The 21,502-nt window shown below is 65.7% G+C and carries 16 protein-coding genes; 12 read left to right on the forward strand and 4 right to left on the reverse strand.

What is annotated here, in order from left to right; all coding sequences use genetic code 11:
* Positions 1 to 5: 5 nt before the first annotated feature.
* Both IEW98_RS03015 and IEW98_RS03020 read left to right on the forward strand, forming a co-directional pair.
* Positions 6 to 3,392 carry an acetyl-CoA carboxylase family protein gene (locus tag IEW98_RS03015; RefSeq protein WP_188761468.1) on the forward strand — a complete coding sequence of 1,129 codons (3,387 nt, stop codon included), beginning with the start codon at positions 6 to 8 and terminating at the stop codon, positions 3,390 to 3,392.
* Positions 3,374 to 5,620: a CaiB/BaiF CoA-transferase family protein gene (locus tag IEW98_RS03020; RefSeq protein ID WP_188761469.1), complete on the forward strand. Its 2,247-nt coding sequence runs from the start codon at positions 3,374 to 3,376 to the stop codon at positions 5,618 to 5,620. The genes IEW98_RS03015 and IEW98_RS03020 overlap by 19 nt, the downstream gene beginning before the upstream one ends.
* Before the next feature lie 14 nt (positions 5,621 to 5,634).
* On the opposite strand, the gene IEW98_RS03025 is transcribed toward IEW98_RS03020, so the two are convergent.
* Both IEW98_RS03025 and IEW98_RS03030 read right to left on the reverse strand, forming a co-directional pair.
* Positions 5,635 to 6,405, reverse strand: a complete 771-nt coding sequence (locus tag IEW98_RS03025; RefSeq protein WP_188761470.1) for an SDR family oxidoreductase — start codon at positions 6,403 to 6,405, stop codon at positions 5,635 to 5,637.
* Between the two features lie 21 nt (positions 6,406 to 6,426).
* The gene (locus tag IEW98_RS03030; protein WP_188761471.1) at positions 6,427 to 7,629 is read right to left on the reverse strand and encodes an acetyl-CoA C-acyltransferase; all 1,203 of its coding nucleotides are present in this window, start codon (positions 7,627 to 7,629) and stop codon (positions 6,427 to 6,429) included.
* Between the two features lie 145 nt (positions 7,630 to 7,774).
* Between IEW98_RS03030 and IEW98_RS03035 the strand changes: the two genes are divergently transcribed.
* The 7 genes from IEW98_RS03035 (at position 7,775) to IEW98_RS03065 (ending at position 15,731) form a co-directional block, all read left to right on the forward strand.
* Positions 7,775 to 8,428, forward strand: a complete 654-nt coding sequence (locus IEW98_RS03035; protein ID WP_188761472.1) for a hypothetical protein — start codon at positions 7,775 to 7,777, stop codon at positions 8,426 to 8,428.
* 71 nt (positions 8,429 to 8,499) lie between these two features.
* Entirely contained in the window at positions 8,500 to 9,750 is a 1,251-nt protein-coding gene (locus tag IEW98_RS03040; protein WP_188761473.1) for a serine hydrolase domain-containing protein, read from the forward strand.
* Positions 9,751 to 9,762: 12 nt separating this feature from the next.
* Positions 9,763 to 10,545, forward strand: coding sequence for an EthD domain-containing protein (locus IEW98_RS03045; RefSeq protein ID WP_188761474.1), 783 nt, complete (start codon positions 9,763 to 9,765; stop codon positions 10,543 to 10,545).
* A 42-nt stretch (positions 10,546 to 10,587) separates the two neighbouring features.
* Complete coding sequence (locus IEW98_RS03050) at positions 10,588 to 11,247, forward strand: hypothetical protein (protein WP_188761475.1); 660 nt, start codon at positions 10,588 to 10,590, stop codon at positions 11,245 to 11,247.
* Entirely contained in the window at positions 11,244 to 13,364 is a 2,121-nt protein-coding gene (locus IEW98_RS03055) for an outer membrane protein assembly factor BamB family protein (RefSeq protein WP_188761476.1), read from the forward strand. Before IEW98_RS03050 ends, IEW98_RS03055 begins: the two co-directional genes overlap by 4 nt.
* Positions 13,365 to 13,549: 185 nt before the next feature.
* Positions 13,550 to 14,419: an alpha/beta hydrolase gene (locus IEW98_RS03060; protein WP_188761477.1), complete on the forward strand. Its 870-nt coding sequence runs from the start codon at positions 13,550 to 13,552 to the stop codon at positions 14,417 to 14,419.
* 31 nt (positions 14,420 to 14,450) lie between these two features.
* The gene (locus IEW98_RS03065; RefSeq protein WP_207792489.1) at positions 14,451 to 15,731 is read left to right on the forward strand and encodes a 3-hydroxyacyl-CoA dehydrogenase; all 1,281 of its coding nucleotides are present in this window, start codon (positions 14,451 to 14,453) and stop codon (positions 15,729 to 15,731) included.
* Between the two features lie 3 nt (positions 15,732 to 15,734).
* On the opposite strand, the gene IEW98_RS03070 is transcribed toward IEW98_RS03065, so the two are convergent.
* Positions 15,735 to 17,066 (reverse strand): TetR/AcrR family transcriptional regulator, encoded by a 1,332-nt coding sequence (locus IEW98_RS03070; protein WP_188761479.1) that lies wholly within the window; start codon positions 17,064 to 17,066, stop codon positions 15,735 to 15,737.
* 237 nt (positions 17,067 to 17,303) lie between these two features.
* Between IEW98_RS03070 and IEW98_RS03075 the strand changes: the two genes are divergently transcribed.
* Complete coding sequence (locus tag IEW98_RS03075) at positions 17,304 to 18,197, forward strand: SDR family NAD(P)-dependent oxidoreductase (protein ID WP_188761480.1); 894 nt, start codon at positions 17,304 to 17,306, stop codon at positions 18,195 to 18,197.
* Here IEW98_RS03075 and IEW98_RS03080 read toward each other — a convergent pair.
* On the reverse strand, positions 18,130 to 18,702 hold the full coding sequence (locus tag IEW98_RS03080; protein ID WP_188761828.1) for a hypothetical protein: 573 nt from the start codon (positions 18,700 to 18,702) through the stop codon (positions 18,130 to 18,132). The genes IEW98_RS03075 and IEW98_RS03080 overlap by 68 nt on opposite strands.
* 473 nt (positions 18,703 to 19,175) lie before the next feature.
* Between IEW98_RS03080 and IEW98_RS03085 the strand changes: the two genes are divergently transcribed.
* Together IEW98_RS03085 and IEW98_RS03090 are read left to right on the forward strand one after the other, a co-directional pair.
* Positions 19,176 to 20,243 carry a TolC family protein gene (locus IEW98_RS03085; protein ID WP_188761481.1) on the forward strand — a complete coding sequence of 356 codons (1,068 nt, stop codon included), beginning with the start codon at positions 19,176 to 19,178 and terminating at the stop codon, positions 20,241 to 20,243.
* On the forward strand, positions 20,236 to 21,402 hold the full coding sequence (locus tag IEW98_RS03090) for an efflux RND transporter periplasmic adaptor subunit (RefSeq protein ID WP_188761482.1): 1,167 nt from the start codon (positions 20,236 to 20,238) through the stop codon (positions 21,400 to 21,402). Before IEW98_RS03085 ends, IEW98_RS03090 begins: the two co-directional genes overlap by 8 nt.
* Positions 21,403 to 21,502: the final 100 nt, after the last annotated feature.

Consider the following 21,502-nt stretch of genomic DNA (forward strand, 5'->3'; position numbering starts at 1 on the left):
TTCGAATGATCCGCAAGCTGCTTATCGCCAACCGCGGCGAGATCGCCATTCGCATCGCGCGAACCGCCGCCGAGCGCGGTCTGGCGACGATCGTCGTCTATGCCGAGGATGACGCGGCGTCGCTCCATACCCGCGCGGCGGACCTTGCCGTGGCGCTGCCCGGCAGCGGTGTCGCGGCGTATCTCGATACCGCGGCGCTGATCGCGGTCGCGCGGGCAGAGGGTTGCGACGCGGTTCACCCCGGCTATGGTTTCCTAAGCGAGAACGCCGACTTCGCGCAGGCGTGCGGCGATGCGGGTCTGGTCTTCGTCGGTCCGACCCCGGCGACGCTGCGGCTGTTCGGCGACAAGGCGCAGGCGCGCGCTCTGGCAACACGCGAGAGAATTCCGATCCTGCCGGGCATCAGCGCCGCGGTGACTTTGACCGAGGCTACTGCCTTCATGACGGGTCTGGGGGCCGGCGGTGCCGTCATGCTGAAGGCGATCCACGGCGGCGGCGGGCGCGGCATGCGGCCCGTCGACCGGGTCGAGGACCTTGAAGCTGCCTATGCGCGCTGCAGTTCGGAGGCGCTCCAGGCCTTCGGTTCGGGGGCGCTTTACGTCGAGGAGCTGTTTCCGCGCGCGCGCCACATCGAGGTGCAGATTGTCGGGGACGGAGCTGGCGGCATCGCCCACGTTTGGGACCGCGAGTGCAGTCTGCAGCGCCAGCGCCAGAAACTCGTCGAGATCGCGCCTGCCTTCGATCTCGACGAGGAGTTGCGCGCGGCGATGTTGGCCGCCGCGGTGCGGCTGGGCGCTGCAGCGGACTATCGCGGTGTCGGTACCATTGAATTTCTCGTCGATGCGCGCCCCGGTGTCGCACCGCGCTTCGCCTTCATCGAGGCGAATGCGCGGCTGCAGGTCGAGCATACGGTGACCGAGGCGGTGACTGGCCTCGATCTGGTGGCGGTCCAGCTGGCAGTCGCCGACGGAGCTACCCTCGCACAGCTCGGCCTGTGCCAGAACCAGATCGCGGCACCGCGCGGCACGGCGATCCAGCTCCGCGTCAACCTCGAGACGATGATGACCGACGGGTCGATCAGGCCCGGTGGCGGCACGCTCGCGGTCTACGAGCCGCCGTCGGGCCCGGGCGTGCGCGTCGATGGCTTCGGCTATGCCGGATATACGACCAGCGCGCGCTACGATTCGCTGCTGGCGAAGGTCATCGTCCATGCCGACGGGTTGGCCGCCGCCGTCCGTAAGGCGCGTCGTGCGCTCAGCGAGTTCAAGATCGTCGGCGCGGCGACCAACATCGACCTGTTGCAGGCGTTGCTGAAGAGCCCGGCGCTGACCCCCGAGGCGCTGCACACGCGCTATGTTGAGGAGCATCTGGCGGACCTCCTTGCGACCGCAGGCGAGACCGCGCGCTTCTTCGAACCCGCCACCCGCGAGGTCCGGCGCGCAGGCACCGCTGTCGATGCGGGCGATCCGCTCGCGGTACTCGGACTGCGCGGTCAGGCGGGCGCACGCGACGCCGCCCCGGTACGGCCCGCGCTAGGCGGACCGCCGGAAACGGTCGCGGTCATGACGCCGATGCAGGGCGCCATCATCGAGCTGTCGGTCGTCGTCGGCGATGTCGTGCGCGCGGGCCAGCCGGTTGCGGTGATGGAGGCGCTCAAGATGGAGCACGTCGTCGCCGCGGGCCACGCCGGCATCGTCCGCGAAATCGTGCTGCGCGTCGGCGAGACAGTGTTCGGTGATACGCCGATCCTGTTCATCGAGGCGAGCGATGTCGCGGGCGATACCTGGACATCGAATGCGGAGGTCGATCTCGACGCCATCCGGCCCGACCTGGCCGAAGTCCTCCGCTTCCAGGCGCTGACCGCCGATGCCGCGCGCGCGCAGGCCACCGCGAAGCGCCACGCAGCGGGCAAACGAACCGCGCGCGAGAACATCGACGACCTGTGCGATGCGGGTTCGTTCATCGAATACGGGCCACTGATCACCGCGACCCGGCGCTACGATGACAGCCTCGACGACATCGCCGCGCGGGTGGTCAAAACGGCTGCGGACGGCATGGTGATGGGGATCGGCCGCGTCAACGGCGACCTCGTCGGCCGCGACAAAGCGCGCTGCATCGCCATGTCGTACGATTATTCCGTGCTTGCGGGCACGCAAGGCTTCAAGAATCACCAGAAGACCGACCGTATGCTCGGCGTCGCCGAACGCTACCGCCTGCCCGTCGTGTTGTTCACCGAAGGCGGCGGCGGCCGCACCGGCGGCGCACCCAATCCCGAGGCACGCGGCGGCATGCTCCAGGTCAAGACGTGGCGCGAACTCGGCAAGCTGTCGGGGCTGGTCCCGCTGGTCGGCGTCAATTCGGGCTATTGCTTTGCCGGCAACGTCGTCATGCTCGGCGCGTGCGATGTCATCATCGCGACGAAGGATTCGAGCCTCGGCATCGGCGGCCCGGCGGTTATCGAAGGCGGCGGCCTCGGGGCTTATGCGCCCGACGAGGTCGGTCCGATCGACATTCAGGAGCCCAACGGCGTCATCGACATATTGGTCGAGGACGAAGCCGAGGCGACTGCAACGGCCAAGCGCTATCTGGCGTTTTTCCAGGGACCGACCGCCAGCTGGTCCGCCAACGACCAGCGGTCGCTGCGCCATGCGGTGCCCGAGAACCGGCGCGCAATGTTCGATATTCGCAAGGTGATCGAGACAATTGGTGATGCGGGGTCGATGCTCGAACTGCGGCCGCGCTTCGGTCCGGCGATGGTCACCGCGTTCTTCCGCATCGAGGGGCGCACCGTCGGCGTCATCGCCAACAACTCCAACTCACCCACCGGCGGCGCGATCGAGTCCGACGGTGCCGACAAGGCGTCGCGCTTCATGCAATTGTGCGATGCCTTCGACATTCCGATCCTGTCGCTGATCGACACGCCGGGCAACATGGTCGGCCCCGAAGCCGAGAAGACCGCGCTGATCCGTCACTGCGGCCGTATGTATGTCGCGGGCGCGAACATCACCGTGCCTTTCTTCGCTGTCGTGCTGCGCAAGTCGTACGGCCTCGGCGCGCTGGCGATGTCGGCGGGCAGCTTCGACCAGACCTTCTTCACCGTGTCGTGGCCGACGGGCGAGTTCGCCGGCATGGGGCTGGAGGCAGCGGTCAAGCTCGGACGCCGCGCCGAACTGCTGGCGATCGAAAATCTGGTCGAACGCACCGCGCGCTACGAGAAACTCGTCGCCGACGCCTATGCTTGGTCGCGCGCGCTGAACTCGGCCACCGTCGGCGATTTCGACGACGTGATCGACCCGGCGGAGACACGCAAATGGCTGGTCATGGGGCTCGACTCGGTGCCGCCGCCGCCGCGCCGCGAGGGCAAGAAGCGCGCGTGGATCGATACCTGGTGACCGCCGCTGGCTACCGTCCCCTCGAACACTTCTCGGTCGTCAATCTCGCCCCGTCGATTTCGGCCCGTTATTGTGCGCGGCTGCTGGCGGTTCTCGGTGCCGACGTCCTTCAGCCGGAGAGCGAAGCCGACGCTCGGCTCGGCTACGGGGGTGCCGCTGGCGAGGCTTTCGGCCGCTGGCTCGATCAGGGCAAGCGGCTGGTCGCCCGTCCCGACGCCGAAGCCGCCGCGGATCGCCTGTCGGGTCCACTGGCCATCGTCATCGTCGACGGCCCCCCTGCGCCGACGACCGCAACGATGCCGCTGGTTCTCGACATCAGCGCATTTGGACACGATGGCCCCTATGCCGGCTGGTGCGTATCGGCACCTTTGCTTCAGGCGCTGTCGGGGACGTCGTATAATTTTGGCCCCCGAGGCGGCGCGCCGCTGCTTGCGCAAGGGTATGCGGCGGAAATTATCTCCGGGACCGTCGCCTTCATCGCAGCCGTAGGTGCCGCCTTCGGGCGGCTGCGCGGTCACTCGACGCAGCGCGTCGAGATCAGCGATTTTGAAAGCACGCTGTGTTTCGCCGAGATCTCGGCGATCGATCCGGCGGGGCGCGGTCAGGCGAGCAGCCGATTGGGGGTCAATCGCTTCGTACCGACCTATCCATGCGGCGTCTTTCGCAGCAACGATGGCTGGATCGGCATCACCGCGCTGACGCCTGCGCAATGGACGACATTGTGCGAGCTTATCGAGCAACCCGCGATGGCCGCCGACCCGCGCATGGCGACGACAATCAGCCGGCTCGCGCATGCCGATCTGGTCGACGCGATGCTGACCGCGCCGCTGCGCACGCGGACGACCGCGCAATGGGTCGAGACCGGCATCCGGCTGCGTCTGCCGTTCGCACCCGTGCACGATCATCAGGGGCTGCTCGCCGAGCCGATGTGGCGCGACCGCGCGAGTTTCGCAACATTCGGCGGCGGATCGCTGCGCGCCCCAATGTTGCCGTTCCGCGTCGCCGCGCACGGGCAGCGCGGCGAGGCAGTGCCCCCGATGCCGCCACACGCCGCGGGGCCGCTCGCGGGTATCAGGGTGGTCGACTTCACGATGGGTTGGGCGGGTCCATTGACGACCCGGCATCTCGGCGACCTCGGGGCCGACGTGATCAAGATCGAGTCGGAGGCGTTTCCAGACTGGTGGCGGGGCTGGGAGCGTGACGATCATAGTGTCCCGCCGGCCAGCGAGATCAAGCTGCCGTTCATGGCGGTCAACCGGAACAAGCGCGGCATCAGCCTCGACCTGCGGAGCGCCACGGGGCTTGCCCACGCCAAGCTGCTGATTGCTACCGCCGACATCGTCATCGATAATTTCGCGCCGGGTACCCTTGATCGGCTCGGGCTCGGCCCGGCGGAGCAGCAGTCGTTGCGACCTGGCGTGATCAGCATCGCCATGGGCGCGTTCGGCGCGGTCGGCCCGCTCAGCGGTATCCGCGGCTATGGCTCGACCGTCGAACAGGCCTCCGGACTGCCGTTCATGAACGGCTTCGAGGACTGGCCGCCGACGATGCAGCACGTCGCCTATGGCGATCCCGTCGCCGGACTTTACGGCGCGGTCGCTGCGCTTGCTGCATTGCATGGGCGCGAACGGCTCGGCGGTGCTGCGATCGACCTGTCACAGGTCGAATGCCTGTTCCAGCTCGGTGCCGACGCCTTTATCGCGGTGCAGCTATCCGACGCGCCGGTGCCGCGCCGCGGGTCGCGCCGCGCGGCGATCGCTCCATGCGGGGCTTTTCCCTGCATCGGTGCCAATGAGTGGATTGCGGTCGCCGTCGACGATGAGTCGGCATGGCAGAAATTGTGCGGGCTGCTTGACCGCAGTGACTGGGCGGTCGACCCGGCGCTATCCTCGGCAACCGGCCGCAATATCCGCGCGGACGATATCGAGGCGGCGGTCGCTCGGTGGACGTGTAAGCGCTCCCAAAGCGACGCGGTTTGCTTGCTTCAGGCAGCCGGTGTCGGCGCAGTGCCGCTGCTCCGGGGCAGCGACCCGATCGATGATCCGCACCTTACGGCGCGCGATTTCTGGTGGCGCGTCGACCGCGTCCATATCGGCCGTCACTGGCAAGCGGCACCGCCCTATCGCCTCGACGGACGGCGGCCGCCCATCCGGCGCGTCCCGCCGGTGCTAGGCGAACACACCGATGAGGTCCTCGCAGAGGTCGGTGTCACCCCGTCAGCGGCGTAGGCGGCGCCAACCCCTCAGCGCGCTGCCGCCGCACCGCCGTCGAGCGGGATGATTGCCCCCGAAATATACGCTGCCGCGCGGTCGCAGAGGAACAGCGCGACCCCGGCGATGTCATCGGCACCGCCGACACGTCCGAGCGGAATCGATTGCTCGATGCGCTCGCGCGTCGCGGGATCGTTGAGCGCAAACTCCATCATCTTGGTTTCGAACGGTCCCGGCGCGAGGGCGTTGACGGTGATGTTGTCCGCACCCAGCTGCGCTGCGAGCATCCGCGTGACGTGATGCACCGCCGCCTTGCTCGCGACATAGGAATAATTGGTGCCGCCACGCCCGATATGCGTGCCCGCTATTGAGCCGATGTTTATGATCCGCGCCGGATCGACCGCGGTCGCCGCCGTGCGCAGCAGCGGCAGCAGTTTCTGCGTGAGGAAGAACACCGACTTGACGTTGAGGTCCATCACCCGGTCCCAGCCGACCTCGGGGAAGTCTTCGAGTGGCGCGCCCCAGGTCGCGCCCGCATTGTTGACGAGGATGTCGAGCCGGGTTTCGCGTTCCTTGAGCGCCCCGGTCAATGCCTCGATCCCGCTGCTGTCGCCAAGATCGAACGGCAGGCTGATGCACTGGCCGTGCGCCGAAAGCTCGGCGGCGATGGCGTCGCAGACCGCCGCCTTGCGCGAGGAAATATACACCTTGGCACCCGCCTTGACGAACGCCTCGGCGATGAATTCTCCCAACCCGCGCGAACCGCCGGTAACGAGCGCAACTTTGCCCTGTAGATTGGTCATCGCCGATTCTTTCCGCTTAGTTCAATAGATCTCGAACAGTCCGGCGGCACCCATGCCACCGCCGATGCACATCGTCACGACGCCGTACTTGGCCCCGCGGCGCTTGCCTTCGTGGAGGATGTGGCCGGCACAGCGCGCGCCCGTCATGCCGTATGGATGGCCGATCGAGATCGAACCGCCCGAGACATTGTACTTTGCAGGGTCAATGCCAAGCCGGTCGCGGCTGTACAGGCACTGAGACGCGAACGCCTCGTTGAGCTCCCAGATATCGATGTCGTCGATCTTGAGACCGTGACGTTCGAGCAGCCGTGGCACCGCAAACACCGGGCCGATGCCCATTTCCTCGGGTCCGCAACCCGAGACAGCGAGACCGCGATAGGCGCCCAGCGGCTGCAACCCGCGCCGCTCGGCATCCTTGGCATCCATCATCACAAGCGCCGCGGCACCGTCGGACAGCTGCGAGGCATTGCCCGCGGTGACGTACTTGCCCTGCTTGATCTGCTGGCCGGTCTTGAACACCGGCTGCAGCTTTTGCAGGTCGGCCAGCGTCGTCTGCGGCCGATTGCCTTCATCCATACGCAGCGTCACCTCGCGTTCGCTGGTCGCTCCGGTCTCCTTGTCGGTGACGATCATCGTTACGGTGACCGGCACGATCTCCTTGTCGAGGCGTTCCTCGGCCTGTGCCTGCGCGGTGCGCTGCTGCGACATCAGCGCGAATTCGTCCTGCGCTTCGCGGCTGACCCCGTAGCGCTCGGCGACGATCTCGGCGGTTTCGAGCATCGACATATAGAGCTGGGGAAGGTCGCGGCGCAGAACGGCATCGCTGTTGCGGTAGCGGTTGGCATGCTCGTTCTGGACGAGACTGATCGACTCGACGCCGCCGCCGATGACGATCGACATCTGGTCGTCGACGATCTGCTTGGCCGCGGTGGCGATGCCCATCAGCCCCGAGGAGCAGGCACGTTGCACCGTCATCCCCGCGACGCCGATCGGCAGGCCGGCCCTGAGCGCAGCCTGATAGGCGACGTTGTTTCCGGTCGAGCCCTCGGGTGCGGCGCAGCCCAGTACGACGTCCTCGACCTCGGCGGGATCGATGCCTGCGCGGCGCACCGCCTCGGCGATCGCATAGCTCGCCAACTCGGCGCCGCCGGTATTATTGAAGGCGCCGCGATAGGCTTTGCCGATCGGCGTCCGCGCCGTCGACACGATTACTGCTTCGCGCATTTTATGTTCTCCCCTGCCAGCCGTCTTGACATCGGCGTAATGACAAAATAGCCATACTATCGTTCTCAATTGGCGTAAAGCGCGTTGTAGCGCGTTGCGTACGCCAAAGAGGGGAGCGCATGTGTCGCCAACTGGAGAGACGCCGATGCCGAATGCTGCAAGCCAGATTGCCGAACTCTACCGGACTGCCGGAGATCCCGTCATGTCGCAGGTAACGCCGTTCGACTTCGACAAGCTCAAGGGACGGCCGAACCTGCACCAGACGCCGCTGGGCGCACGTCGCGAATGGTCGCTCGAGAAGCTGCTGGCACTGACCCAGGCCGAGGGTCTCGAGCTGTGGCGCGGCCTGAATGCGGTCGACATGCGCGAGATGGACGGCCATTATGTGGGCTACGGCCCCGACGCGCTGAACGAAGAATTTCAGCTGGGCTATGCCAAGTACATGTATGACGAGAAATCGCCGCGCGGTTTCTGGCTGGGCAAGGCGTTCCGGCCGCTGACCGATACCACCGGCGAGGGCTATAACCGCTGGCGCTATTCGGGCGGCAAGATAGCGCGCAACCTGCGCATGGCGACGCGCATGGGCGTCTCGCTGATCGACGGCAAGCCCTGCTATGTGCTCGACTATTCGGTGTTCAACCCGAAGATGACGCTGGTCGACGAGCTGCGCAAACTCGACGAGGCGATCTACTTCGGGATAGCGACACGCGACGCGGGCGACGGCAAACGCGATCATCCCGACTTCTTCGTCCTGATTGGACCGACCGACGAATGGGTTGGTGCCGAGACTCCGGCCTGAGCGATGCGGGGGGCGGCGTGGGGCTGAGCGGACTTGGGCATCGTGCCGCGCCATTTGCCGGACTTGCGGCGTTGACGATCATCGGTGGCAATCCGGCGAATGCGCTGGCCGTGATCGCCAACCCCGAAACGGTCGGCATCTCCGCGGCGCGCCTGAAAATTATCGATGCGGTGCTCGAGCGCCACATCGCGGCTGGCGGCATCACCAGCGCGGTCACTGCGGTGATGCGGCGCGGCAGGCTGGTGCAGTTCAAGGCTTATGGCCTGTCCGACCTCGACGCTCGAACGCCGATGCGCACCGACGCGATCTTCCAGATGTATTCCTCGACCAAAATCGTCACTGCGGTCGCGGTGCTGATGTTGGTCGAGGAGGGCAAGATCCGCCTTGAAGACCCGGTCAGCCGTTACCTCCCCGCGTTCAAGGGCGCGCAGGTCGCGGTAGCGAAGCCGGGCGCGACGCCGACACCGCGCGCCATCGGCGCATCGCTCCCCGGCTACGACCTCGTGCCCGCCGTCCGCGATCCGACCATTCGCGACCTGATGACCCATACTGCGGGGCTGGGCAGCGCCTATCCGCTGCGCGTGTCGCCGCAGCCGCCGGTACGCGGGTCGCACGAGAGTCTCGCCAGCTTCGTGACCAGGCTCGCCAGCCAGCCGCTCGATTTTCAACCGGGGACGCGGTGGAGCTATTCGGGCATCACCGGCTGCGAAGTGCTGGCGCGGATCGTCGAGCTTCAATCGGGACAGCCATTCGAGACTTTTCTCGCCGAGCGCATCTTCAAGCCGCTCGGCATGACCGACACCTACTATCATCTCCCGGCGACCGAGCGCGGCCGATTGCTGCCGGTCTATCGGCGCGCCGACGACGCCTGGGTGCGCATCCCCCCGGCGATGACCGGTGAGGCGAGTGTCGCCGACGGCAATGTCTGGGGATCGATAGGGCTGGTCGGCACCGCGGATGATTTCGTGATCCTGCAGCAGATGCTCCTCAACAAGGGCGAATATGGCGGCCGCCGCCTGCTCGGCGCGCGCACCGTCGAGCTGATGGCGACCAATCATGTCGCCGATCTGTATCGCGGCGAAGGAGGCTATGCCGTCCCGATGTACGGCCACGGCTTCGGCCTGCTCGTCCAGGTCGTGCTCGATCCGATCGACGGCAACACCGGCCACTCGGCGGGGGCGTTCGGCTGGGGCGGCTACCTCGGCACGATGAACTGGACCGACCCTAAGGAGGAGATCGCCGCGGTCATCTTGCTGCAGCAGAACAACCGCGAGGTTCATATCGATTTCGAGCGGGCCATCCGCCAGGCGATCGTCGACTAGGGTGCAGCGCCAATGTTCACGACAATCGGTTTGACGATGGCGCTGGCGGCGACCGGCCCCGGTATCGCCGCGCCCGCGCAGCAGGTGAAATTCGCCTCGATCTGGGAGCAGCCGGCGGACAACGCGGCGCTCGACGACTGGTATCGGCGGACGCATTCGCGCGAGGCGCGGCAGTCGGTCGGGCAGTGGCTGACGGGCTATGTGGCGTTTCGCGGCTATGATGTGCCGGCCCAAGCGGATTTGTTCAATGTCGTGCGCTACCGACTGACCGAGATGTCGTACGCCAGCGCCGCCGCAGCGGCGGAGGCTCAGACCGCGTGGCAGCCGCTATCGCCGCCGCCGATCGACAAGGTGGGTTTCCCGGACAAGACGCGGATCGCGACGATCTGGGTTCCGGTCGTGCCAACCGAGAAATACCTGCCGGCGTTTCCCAAGGCGCGCGCGACCTATCTGCGCTGGGTGTTCTTCATGCGCTATCCGCCCGGCGTGTCGCTCGAGGCGGGCGAAGCGTGGTTTACCAAAGTCCACGCGCCCGAGATCGCCAAAACACCGGGCGTCCGGCGTTTCGTCTGTGCAAAGACCATCCATCCGATCAAGGTCGCGTCCAACTGGGTGCGGATGTGCGAGGTCTGGTTCGACGACTACGCGGCATGGCAGGCAGCGTCTGCGACCGAACCATCGCGGGTTACGCCGCCGCCCTGGGCCAAGGCGCGGCCCTACCTCGAATACATCAGCATCTTCACCGCCCCGCATCCCGACATGGATTTTCTCCACGACGGCTACCGTGTGCCGTAGCGGCGGCGCGCTCTCGATATCGTTTCAGAAGGGAAGTCCATCATGCCGTTCTCATCGTCGAAATATTGGCTCGGAGCCTTTGCCGCGCCCATGCTGAGCGGTGCTGCCAGTGCGCAACCCGCCGCCTTCGATTTCGATAGCCTGAAAGGCCGTCCGAACCTCAACCAGACCGTGCTGGGCACGTCGGGCAAGTGGTCGCTCGAAAAGCTGCTGGCGCTAACCCAGGCCGAGGGAATGGCGCTGTGGAAGACGCTGCCCGCCGTGGCGCTTGCCGAGATGAACGGCCATTACCTAGGGCTCGGCCCCGACGCCAAGGACGAGGTGTATCAGAAGAACTATGCGGCCTATATGTTCAGCGAGACGTCGCCGCGCGGTTACTGGCTGGGCAAGGCGTTTCGCCCACTAACCGCGACGACGGGCGAAGGCTATAATCGCTGGCGATTCGCGGGCGGGCGCATCGACCGCAACCTGCGCATGGCGACCCGCATGGGAACCTCGCTGATCGACGGCAAGCCGGCTTTCATTATGGACTATTCGGCGTTCAACAAGACGACGCTGACCGATGAAGTGCGCAAGCTCGACGACTTCATCTATCTGGGCGCGGCGACCACGGACGCGGGCGGCGGCAAGCGCAGCAAGCCGGCCTTCTTCATTCTGGTCGGCCCGACCGACGAGTGGGTCGGGCCCAAGACCAAGCCATGACCCGACGCCTCGGTAACAATACGCTGTCGTTCGCCGTTGCCGTCGGCGGCATCCTGGCGGTCGCCTCGGCCTTCATCGCGCCGACTAGCGCGATAGGACAGTCGCGACCGCCGACGATCGGCTTTACCGCGGCGCAAGCGGCGAGCGGTGCTGCCGCTTATGCGCAGCGGTGTGCCGTCTGCCACGGCGCGGCACTGCAGGGCGCTGGTGTCGCGCTGCCGCTCAAAGGCAGCGTCTTTGAAGCGAAATGGGTGGGACGACCGGCGGTCGATCTGTTGCGACAGATTGAGCGGATGCCGCCGGGGTCCGCGGCCAGCAAGGACCGCGCCGGTCAGGTCGACCTGCTCGCGTTCCTGCTGCAGGCAAACGGTGCATCATCGGGCGACCGCGCGCTACCGCAGGGATACGGGGAGCTTGCCGCGCTGATCCTGCCGGGTGCTGCAAGTACGACCGTGAGCCCGGTCCCCGTCGTGATCGCCCCCAAGCCCGGCCCGAGCCGCCTCGACGCGGTGCAATCGGTCACCCCCGCGACGCTGCGCCAGCCGCCCGCGGCCGACTGGCTCAACTGGCGGCGGACCTATGACGCGCTCGGCAACAGCCCATTGAACCAGATTAACCGCGGTAACGTCGCGCGCCTCAAACTTGCCTGGGCGTGGTCCTTGCCGCGCGGCGGTAACATGATGACGCCGATCGTCCGCAACGGCGTCCTCTACGCGTACAGCTACGGCGATATCGTCGAAGCGCTCGACGCCGCGAGTGGCGAACTCCTGTGGCGCTATCAACGCAAGCTCGCTCCTGGGGCATCGTTTCAAGGCAAGAAGGGCGTCGCCATCGCCGGTGACCTGATCCTCGTGCCGACATCGGAGATGCGACTTATCGCGCTCAATGCGCGAACGGGTGCCGTCGTCTGGGACCATGCCATCGACGTCGGCACCGAAACGCATCATCAGATCAAGAGCGCACCGCTGGTTACCGCAACAAAGGTAATCATCGGCGTCAACGGCTTTGCCGAGGTCAAGGGCGGCAACTTCATCGTCGCGCTCGATCTCGCGACAGGCAAGGAAGCATGGCGTTTCCACACGCTCGCCCGGCCAGGCGAGCCGGGCGGCGACAGCTGGAACGACCTGCCGCTCGCCAAGCGCAACGGCGGTTCGGTGTGGGTATCAGGCAGTTACGATCCCGATCTCAACCTCGTCTATTTCGGCGTCGCTCCGACCTATTACGGCAACGGTCTGCGTCGGCCGATCGACAAGCCCGGCGTGACCAACAACGGGCTCTACATGGACTCGACGCTGGCGCTCGACGCCGACACCGGTCGCCTGGCGTGGCACTTCCAGCATCAAGCGAACGACCAGATCGACCACGACTGGGCTTTCGAGCGCTCACTGTTGACCCTGTCGGTCGATGGCAAGCCGCGCAAGATCGTCGCTACTGCCGGCAAGTCGGCGGTGTTCGACGTCCTCGACGCCGCGACGGGGCAGTATCTGTTCTCGATGGATCTCGGCTTGCAGAATGTTATTACTGCCATCGATCCGGTGACCGGCGCCAAGACGATCAACCCGGCGGCAGTTCCGGCAGCGGGCCAGGCGCTTAAGCGGCTTGGCATGCCAGGCGTGTGTCCCGACCTGCTCGGCGCGCGCAATCTCATGTCGACCGCCTACAGCCCGCGCACCCGCTGGCTCTACGCGCCGCTCACCGACACCTGCTTCGACGAATTTCCCGATGGTGCGCGCTGGCAGAAACACCCCGATCCGGCGAGCGCCGGCAAATTTGGCATGATACAGGCGATCGATCTCCAGTCGCGCAAGATAATGTGGACAGCTCGCGAAACCGCGCCGCCGGTCGGCGGTGCCATGACCGCGGGCGGGCTTGTTTATCTCGGCTTCGCCGACCGCAGTTTCCGCGCTTACGACGAGCGCAGCGGCAAGCCGTTATGGACGACAAAACTCGACAACGCATCGGCGTCGTATCCCGCGACCTACAGCGTCGACGGCAAGCAATATATTGCGGTGGCGACGAATGAGGGCTTCGTTCACGTCCAGGCGATGCGCCAGCTTGCGCATATCGTCGCCCCGCCCGCTGGCGGGGCGACGCTGTGGGTGGTTGCCCTTCCTTGAGAAACTGTGCCGGTTGCACGTCGGTCGGTTAATGCGCTGCACCTATGCAAGCGTGGGCCTCGTTACATTGCCTATAGCAATGCTTGAGAACTACAGTATGGTATCGGAACCGGTTGCGCAGTACAGGATTTCCGGGACAGGCTCGCGGTGGCGAGCGCGCAACGGTAAACCGGCGGGGGAAAAGAATGGCTGACGTAATCACGCGCCGTGATCTCAATCTCTTCAGTGAAGGTACGAGGATCGGTGCGGCGCTGTTCACCCCCGCTGGTGACGCGCCGGCGGGCGGATTTCCGGCGGTCCTGCTCTGTCACGGCTGGGGTGGGCTTGGCGCGCAACTCGAACGCTATGCCGAAGTCTTCGCGAGCGACGGCTATGCGGCGATGGTGTTCGACTATCGCGGTTGGGGGCTTTCGGACGGCCGCATCATCCCCGATGGAGACACCCCACCGCTGCTCGAGGCGGGCGTGCAGACGTTGCAGGTCCGTGTCCTTCGCGAGACCGTCGACCCGATCGACCGCGCCGAGGATGTCGTTACCTGCCTCAACTTCCTCGGCACCGAGCCCGGCATCGACCCTAACCGCATCGGCTTGTGGGGCACCAGCTACGGCGGCGGTCACGTCGTTCATGTCGCTGGGCACGACGAGCGGGTAAAGGCGGTCGTCGCGCAGATCGGCGGCTTCGGCTTCCCGCCGTCATACCGCGACACCGCCCGGGCTCGCGCCGGGGATAAGGTTCGTGGCAATTTCCAGCCCGTCGTGCCGCAGGCCGGACTCGACGGCGTGCCGGGTCTCCGGGGCACTCCCGACATCGCGCGGATGGCGGCGCATTCGCAGCTCGGCGGGGCTGCGCGCGTCCATGTACCGACACTGATCATCGACGCCGAGTTCGAAGAACTCAACAACCGGCTCGAACATGGTTGGGCAGCGTACATGATGATCCGCCAGAATGCTCCCGCAGCGTACCATACGTTCCCGTGTAAGCATTACGATGTCTACAGTATCTATTTCGATGCCTCGATGCGCTTGGCGCGCGATTGGTTTATCAAATATCTCTGACGCCTGTTGCGACAATAGCAAGGTTCCGCACATGACATCTTCACCTTTACCGGCCGACAGCGGCGTTGACTATGTCACCGAGGCGATCCGTCGTGCCGCGATCGTCGATGGTCTCGGCGACGCGACGATCCTGCCGGTCGCCAAGGTCGGGATTATCGGCGCGGGGACGATGGGCGGCGGTATCGCCATGAACTTCGCCAATATCGGCATTCCGGTCCATCTTGTCGAAACCAGGCAGGACGCCCTCGACCGCGGCCTCACGACCGTGCGCGGCCATTATGAACGCAGCGCCAGCCGCGGCCGCTTCACCATGGAGGAGGTCGACATCCGCATGGCACGCCTGTCGGGCGGTCTCGACCTTGCGGCGCTCGCTGACTGCGACCTGATCATCGAGGCGGTGTTCGAGGACATCGAGATCAAGAAGTCGATCTTTCGGCGTCTTGACGACATCGCCAAGCCCGGCGCGATCCTGGCGAGCAACACTTCGGGGCTCGACATCGATGCGATCGCTGCGGTGACGCGGCGGCCCGAAGCCGTGATCGGCTTGCACTTTTTCTCGCCCGCCAATGTCATGAAGCTTGTCGAGGTCGTACGCGGCGTGTGCACCGGCGACGCAGTTATCGCCACGTCGATGAAGATCGCGCGCGACATCGGCAAGATTGCCGTGATTTCGGGCGTCTGCCCCGGTTTCATCGGTAATCGCATGCTCTATCCGCGCCATATTCAGGCGCTCGCTTTGCTGGCGCAGGGCGCGATGCCGTGGGATGTCGACCGGGTACTCAAGGCGTTCGGCTTCAAGATGGGGCCGTTCGAGATGGCCGACTTGGCAGGACTCGACATCGGCTGGAGCAAGGGCGCCAAGACCAACGACCGGTTGCGTGATGCGCTTTGCGAAGCCGATCGTCGTGGCCAGAAAACTCGCGCGGGCTATTACGACTATGACGACGACCGTAACGCGGTGCCGTCCCCGGCGGTCTCCGATCTGATCCGCGCCACCTTTGCGATTGGCGCCGACGCAGTGGTGCCCGACGACGTCACGATCCTCGAGCGTTGTCTGTTCCCGATGGTCAATGAAGGCGCGAAGATCCTGGGCGAGGGGATTGCGCAGCGTGCCTCGGACATCGATGTCGTCTGGCTGTATGGTTACGGCTGGCCGCAGCACACCGGCGGCCCGATGCGTTGGGCCGACGGCATTGGTCTGACGCGCATCCGCGACCTCGCAGCGACGCTCGGGAGCGGCAACTCCTGGTACGCTCCGGCGCCGTTGCTCGAGCGACTGGTCTCCGAAGGTCGGACCTTCGCCGACCAGTGACGATCAGCGGGCAAGACCGTTCAAGCCGTTGAGGAGCGGTTTGACATAGAGATTGCCGGCGCGGTCGCGGTCGAGCTTGGGTACCCAGCGGTCGAGTTCCTCGGCGGAGTTGATCATCGCGGTAACCATCTCCGAAGCGATGCGCAGGTCGCAGGGACGTACCGAGCCGTCGATGATGCCGTCGTTCAGCATGTCGGCGAAGCGCGCCGTGTAAAGCGCCATTCGCGCTGCCATCGTACTTCGGATTTCGGGACCGACCGAGGTCAACGCCGAAGTGCGCAGCAGGCCGCCCTCCGGCGACATCTGCCGGCTGACGAGAGTGACCGCGGCGGCGGCAACCCGCGACATATTGTCGAGATCGCTCGACAATGCGCTATCTTGGGCGTCGCGGATGAAACCGAAAGTCCGTTCGAAGCAGGCCACGACCAATGCGTCGCGGTTGTCGTTGTGATGGTAGAACGCTCCCTTGGTGACATTAAGCAGCGACGAAATGCGGTCGACCGCGGCGCCGCGATAGCCCTGCGCGTTAATCAATTCGGTCGCGGCGCGCAGGAACGACTCCTGGTTGAGCCGGTCGCCCTCGGGCGGCAGGTCGATTGGCGGCGCGGCGGTCGGCTCGAGAATGATCCGCCGCGCGGCGATGCCGTTGAGCAGGATGTCGGCAAAGCGCTGACCAACGCGCTCATAGTCCTGCGGCAAGTAACCGCCAAGCCAGACCACCGACCACAGCAGCTGCGACAGCAGCATATGGGCATTGGCGTTGAGCGTCGCCCGGTCGCCGTCGCCGCCGGGCCGGCGCAGAATTGAGCGGATCTGGCGGAACATCTGGACGTACGCGGCACCGACGGTTTCAATGTGCGGCGACGTCAGCGCGCGGAGGTCGCCGAAGTGCACGAAGTGCGGCTGCTGCCCCAGCGCGACGCGCGCCTGAAGCGCGAAATAGCCGTCGATGAAGGCGCGGATGCGCTGTTCGCGCTCGGGTGCAGTCAGCGCCTGCTCGACAAGCTCGGTATGCAACGCGATCGAGCGTAGGAAGGCGGTCGCGACAAGATCCTCGCGACGCGGGAAATAGTGGCGCAGGCTCTTCAGATTAAGCCCGATCTCGGCGGCGACGACCGCCAGTGTCGCGTCGCGCAAACCGAGCCGATTGATCAGCGATGCCGCCGCGTTGAGAATTTCCTCCTTGCGGCGGTCGTAGCGGGTCGCTGCAGCGATTTTCGGGTTCGACAATGGCATGACTCGCGCCGTCGGTTGCAGGAATAACGTTGCCGGTGCGCTGCGCGCCCAGCGGTCACTGGTGAAAGCGACCCAAAAGTTGCGGACGGTGTTCGACATACCGTGTTTCCGAATAATTGCCGCTAATCCTGTTCATCGTCAATGAATTTCGCGCTGTTCTCCCGTGCAGATCGTCTTCGGGATGCACCACGCCTAATTTTGATGATTTAAGACAAGAGGTACGTCGCGACGATGGTCGATTGCCCCTAGTTTTCGCTCCTGATAAGTTTTATGAGAATTTCACCCTGTTATTCGGATCGGGCGCGCTCTTCGCGTCGGGGCTAGGATGAGAATATTATGATGGATTTTCAAAACAAGGTCGCGGTGATCACCGGCGGGGCGAGCGGGATCGGCCTTGCACTCGCGCAGCGCCTCGGCAGCGAAGGTGCCAAGCTCGTGCTCGCCGACATCGAGGACGCCGCGCTCCATGCCGCCGTCGCAGCGCTGCGGGAGCAGGGCGTCGAGGTCGTCGGCCACCGCACCGATGTCGCCGACTACGCCTCGGTCGAGGCGCTCGAAGCGCGCGCGGTCGAGGCGTTCGGCAAGGTCCACATTCTGTGCAACAATGCCGGGGTCTCAATCACCGGGCCGACGTGGCGGATGAGCCTCGCCGATTGGCGCTGGGTGTGGGATGTCAACGTCTGGGGTGTCGTCCACGGGGTCAAGGCATTCTTGCCACGCATGCTCGAGCACGGCGAACCGGCGCACGTCGTCAATACCGGCAGCCTTGCGTCGTTCAACGGTAACGGTGACCATGCACCGTATTGCTCGTCGAAGGCTGCGGTACTCGGCATGAGCCAGTCGCTGCACAGCGAGATGCGAGCGATGATGACCAATATCGGCGTGCATATCATCTGCCCCGGCATGGTCGCGACCAAGATCAACGCGAGCTGGCGCAACCGCCCTGAAGGCGATACGCCGTGGAGCGATCGTGAATTCGCCAACGCCGACTTTCGTGCGGCGAGTGAGGACTTCCAGGGCAGCGGCCTCGCTCCGGAGGCGATCGCCGACGCGACGCTGGCGGCGATCCGTGACGACCGCTTCTACGTTTTCGCGGGCACCAACTGGCCAGCCTTCCTCGAAGCCACGCTTGGGCGTGCACTCAAGGCCGAGAACCCGGCAGTCACGACTTGGGGCGAAGACCGGCGCCCGGTCGATCAACGTCCGTCGCTATGGCAGACGGCGGTGTAGCGGGAGGCCAGTGTTGGCCAATTGCGCCGCGACTATAAAAATGTTTTGACGTCGACCTGGATGTAAGCTGCAACTGGCATCCGTATTGGTGCCGATAGTCGACCGGATTATTAGCTTTTGTCGCAGCAAGGTTTTTAGGACTCACGCCCGGAGCCAGTATAAATTCACCACAAATGGTCTTCGCTGCGGTGCCATGCGTCACGATCGCTTCCAGGGCAGCGATCGGCTGCGCTGCCTGTTCGAAGGTGGCGTGCAGCGCTCCCTCGACGAACGGCTGGTCGGCGGCGAGGGCTTCGCGGTCGCTGCGAGCCTTATCAAGACCCACTCCGGCCGTCAGCGCACGGTGAGGATCGCGGTCGCTGCCAGCGGAAGCGACCAGCCGCGCCGTCGCCGAGAATCTGGCGGTTGTTGTGCCAAGGACGAGTTCCTTCTCGCTGTCACCGCCCAAAACCTCCGAAAGCTGGCGAAGCTGATCCCGATGCCACAGCCAGCCGTATGCCGGCAACCTGGTTCAGCTCGCTGCGAAGACCCTCAGCCCTTTCGCTTGATCAGGTCCAGTTGTATCCGTGTTCCGCAAAGGTCAAACCTCGTCCCCGATTTGAACCTTCAACCCATCCGGCGAAGAGAGGTTGCTGCTAGGTCAGCAGGCATAACCCTTCATGCAGTCCCGTTTGCACGATCAGCGAGGTTGGCTTGGTCACTCTTTGTATCGCACGAATGTGTGCTTGTTGACTGTGCCACTCGACTGTGCGATTCTCAGTTCTCTCGTAGCAATATCAATAGCTTAGTTGACATAAGAAGTTAGCTGGGGATCCTGCCGCCCCAGCCAGGCTTTTGGTTGGCGTTGAAATCCGCGCCGAGAAAGCGCTTCCGCAGTGCGGCGATCGGGGGCACATACCCGGGCATATGCGAATATCGAGCTTTTCTGGGCGGACTGACGGGATTTTGGCTGGGTGGCTGGTCTTGCTGGCGGCTGTCATGGCCGGTGTTGCCGGTTGCGTGGCCGGCCCGCCGGTTGCGGCGCCCGGGCTTGGGTCGTTGGGGTTGGCCGATCGTTACGGCCCGGCGGTTGCCGAGGATGTGGTCGATCCGAACGCCGAAACGGTAGTTGTCGAGGCACCTGAGATCGTCGTCGAAGCGGAGCCGGTGCCGGCGCGGCCGGATCTGTCGCGGTGGTGGCTGGCATTCGGCGATCCGGTGCTTGAGGCGCTGATCGAGCGGGGACGGACCGACAATCTCGATGTACAGGAGGCGTCGCCGAGTGCGGGGGGTCTGGCAGCGACGACTGGGCTCGAGGCGGTGCGTCAGCGGGTCGCGGTCGCGATCGCGCGGACGTATATCGCCGTGCGCGGGCGGCAGGCGGTGATCGAGAATATCCGGCAATTTCTGGCTCAGCGCGAGGCGGCAATCAAGCTGGCGCGATTCCGGGCGCAGGCGGGGCTTGTGCCGGCGCTCGATGCGGCGCGGGCGATTGCCGGGCGCGACGACAATGCGGCGCGGATTTCGGAACTCGAGGCGATGAATTTGCGCGATGTCGCGCAGATTGCCGTGCTGACCGGGCAGGCACCCGAGGCGCTGGGCGATCTTGTGTCCGGCACGGCGCAGATACCGCTTGGGCCGGTCGATGTGGCGCTGGGCCGGCCGTCCGACCTGCTGGGGCAAAAGGCCGATATTCGCGCGGCGCAGACGAAGTTGGCGGGTGCCGGGGCGGGATCCGAGGCGCAGCGCACCGGGCTGATCGGCTACAAACGCGCGGTATTGAAGGCGTTGCAGGAGGTCGAGGTGCAGAACGCGGCGCTCCAATCGGCCAAGCTGCGCGAGATCGACCTGGGGCGGGCGACGGCGACGGCGGATGCGGCGGCGCAACTGGCGCGCAAGAATTACGCCGAGGGGCTGGCCGATTATTCGACGCTCGAACAGGTCGAGGCGCGGTTGTTATCGGTGCGCAATGCGCAGCGGCAGGCGCAGGTCGAGCGGGCGCTGGCGTTGATCGGGCTTTATATCGCGCTGGGTGGCCAGGCCGGCGGCGAGAAATTCGGTGGATGAGCCGGGCGATCGTTCGGCGAACGAGCTCGACGCGTTCCTGGGGACGTCGGCGCGGGCGCCGTGGCGGCGGTGGCTGTTGTGGCTGACGATTGCCGGCGGGACGGTGGTGTTTGCCTTGCTGGCGATGCGCTTTGCCAGTGGCGGGCAGGCCGGCAGCTATATTTCGGAGCCGCTCGAGATCGGTGACGTGCCGGTCGGCCTCGACGTGACGGGCACGCTGGAGGCGTCGGCAACGAGCGCGGCGGGGACGGCGCAGGCGGGGGTGGTTGGCGAGGTGCGGGCAGCCAAGGGCGACCGGGTGGTGCAGGGGCAGTTGCTGGCGCGGCTCGATACGCGGCCATTCCTGGAGGCGCTGGCCGGCCGGCGCCGGGCGTTGACCGACCGGCGGGAAACACTGGCGCGGGCGCAGGATGTCGAGCGGGGCAGGGAAGCGCGGCTGCAATTGTTCCAGCAGGTGCGGCGCCGATCGGGCGGGACGGCACCGTCCGAGCGCGAGATGGCGCAGGCGCGCGAGGAACTGGCGCGGGCTTCCGAGACGGTGAAGGCGGTGGCGGCGTCGGTGGTCACGGCGCAGGCCGATGTTGCTGCCGCAAGCGCGGCGCTGGCGGCGACCGAGGTGCGGGCGCCGATGGGCGGGGTGGTCGTGCAGACCAGTGCGGCGGCGGGGCGGCGGCTGGGAACGGAAGCAGCGGGAGCGCTGCTGTTCGTGATTGCGGCGCCGTATTCGCAGCTCGACCTGTCGGCGCGGATCGATGGCAAGGCGGCGGCGCGGTTGCCAGCCGGGGCAAGTGTGCGGGTGACGGTGGCCGATGTGCCGGGGCAGGTGTTTGCCGGGCGGCTGATTGGGGTTGGCGGCGGCAGGGCGGCGGTGCGGGTGGCGAGTTCGGGGCGGTTCCTGCGGCCGGGCATGGCGGCGACAGCGCATTTCGACCTGGGGCTGCGCCGGAACGTGTTGTTCGTGCCCAATGCGGCGCTGGAATTTGCGCAGGCGAGCGATGCGCGGTTGGGCACTGCCGGCGGTAGCGCGGTCTATGTGCTCGACAGCGACGGGGCGCCGCGGCGGGTGGGCATCACGGCGGCGGCGAGCGACGGCAAGCGCACCGAAGTGGTGGATGGCGCGTTGACGCCGGGGACGCGCGTGATCCTCGGCTTGCGCTGAACTTTTTCCGCAGGGCGTGCGACTTGCGCGGTGGGTGGTTTCCGGGGCGCATCAATTCGACGAAATGCGGCTATGGGTGGGAGGTGACAGGACTCAATCG

This window comes from Sandarakinorhabdus glacialis (genome assembly GCF_014643455.1).
GTDB classification, from domain to species: domain Bacteria; phylum Pseudomonadota; class Alphaproteobacteria; order Sphingomonadales; family Sphingomonadaceae; genus Sandarakinorhabdus; species Sandarakinorhabdus glacialis.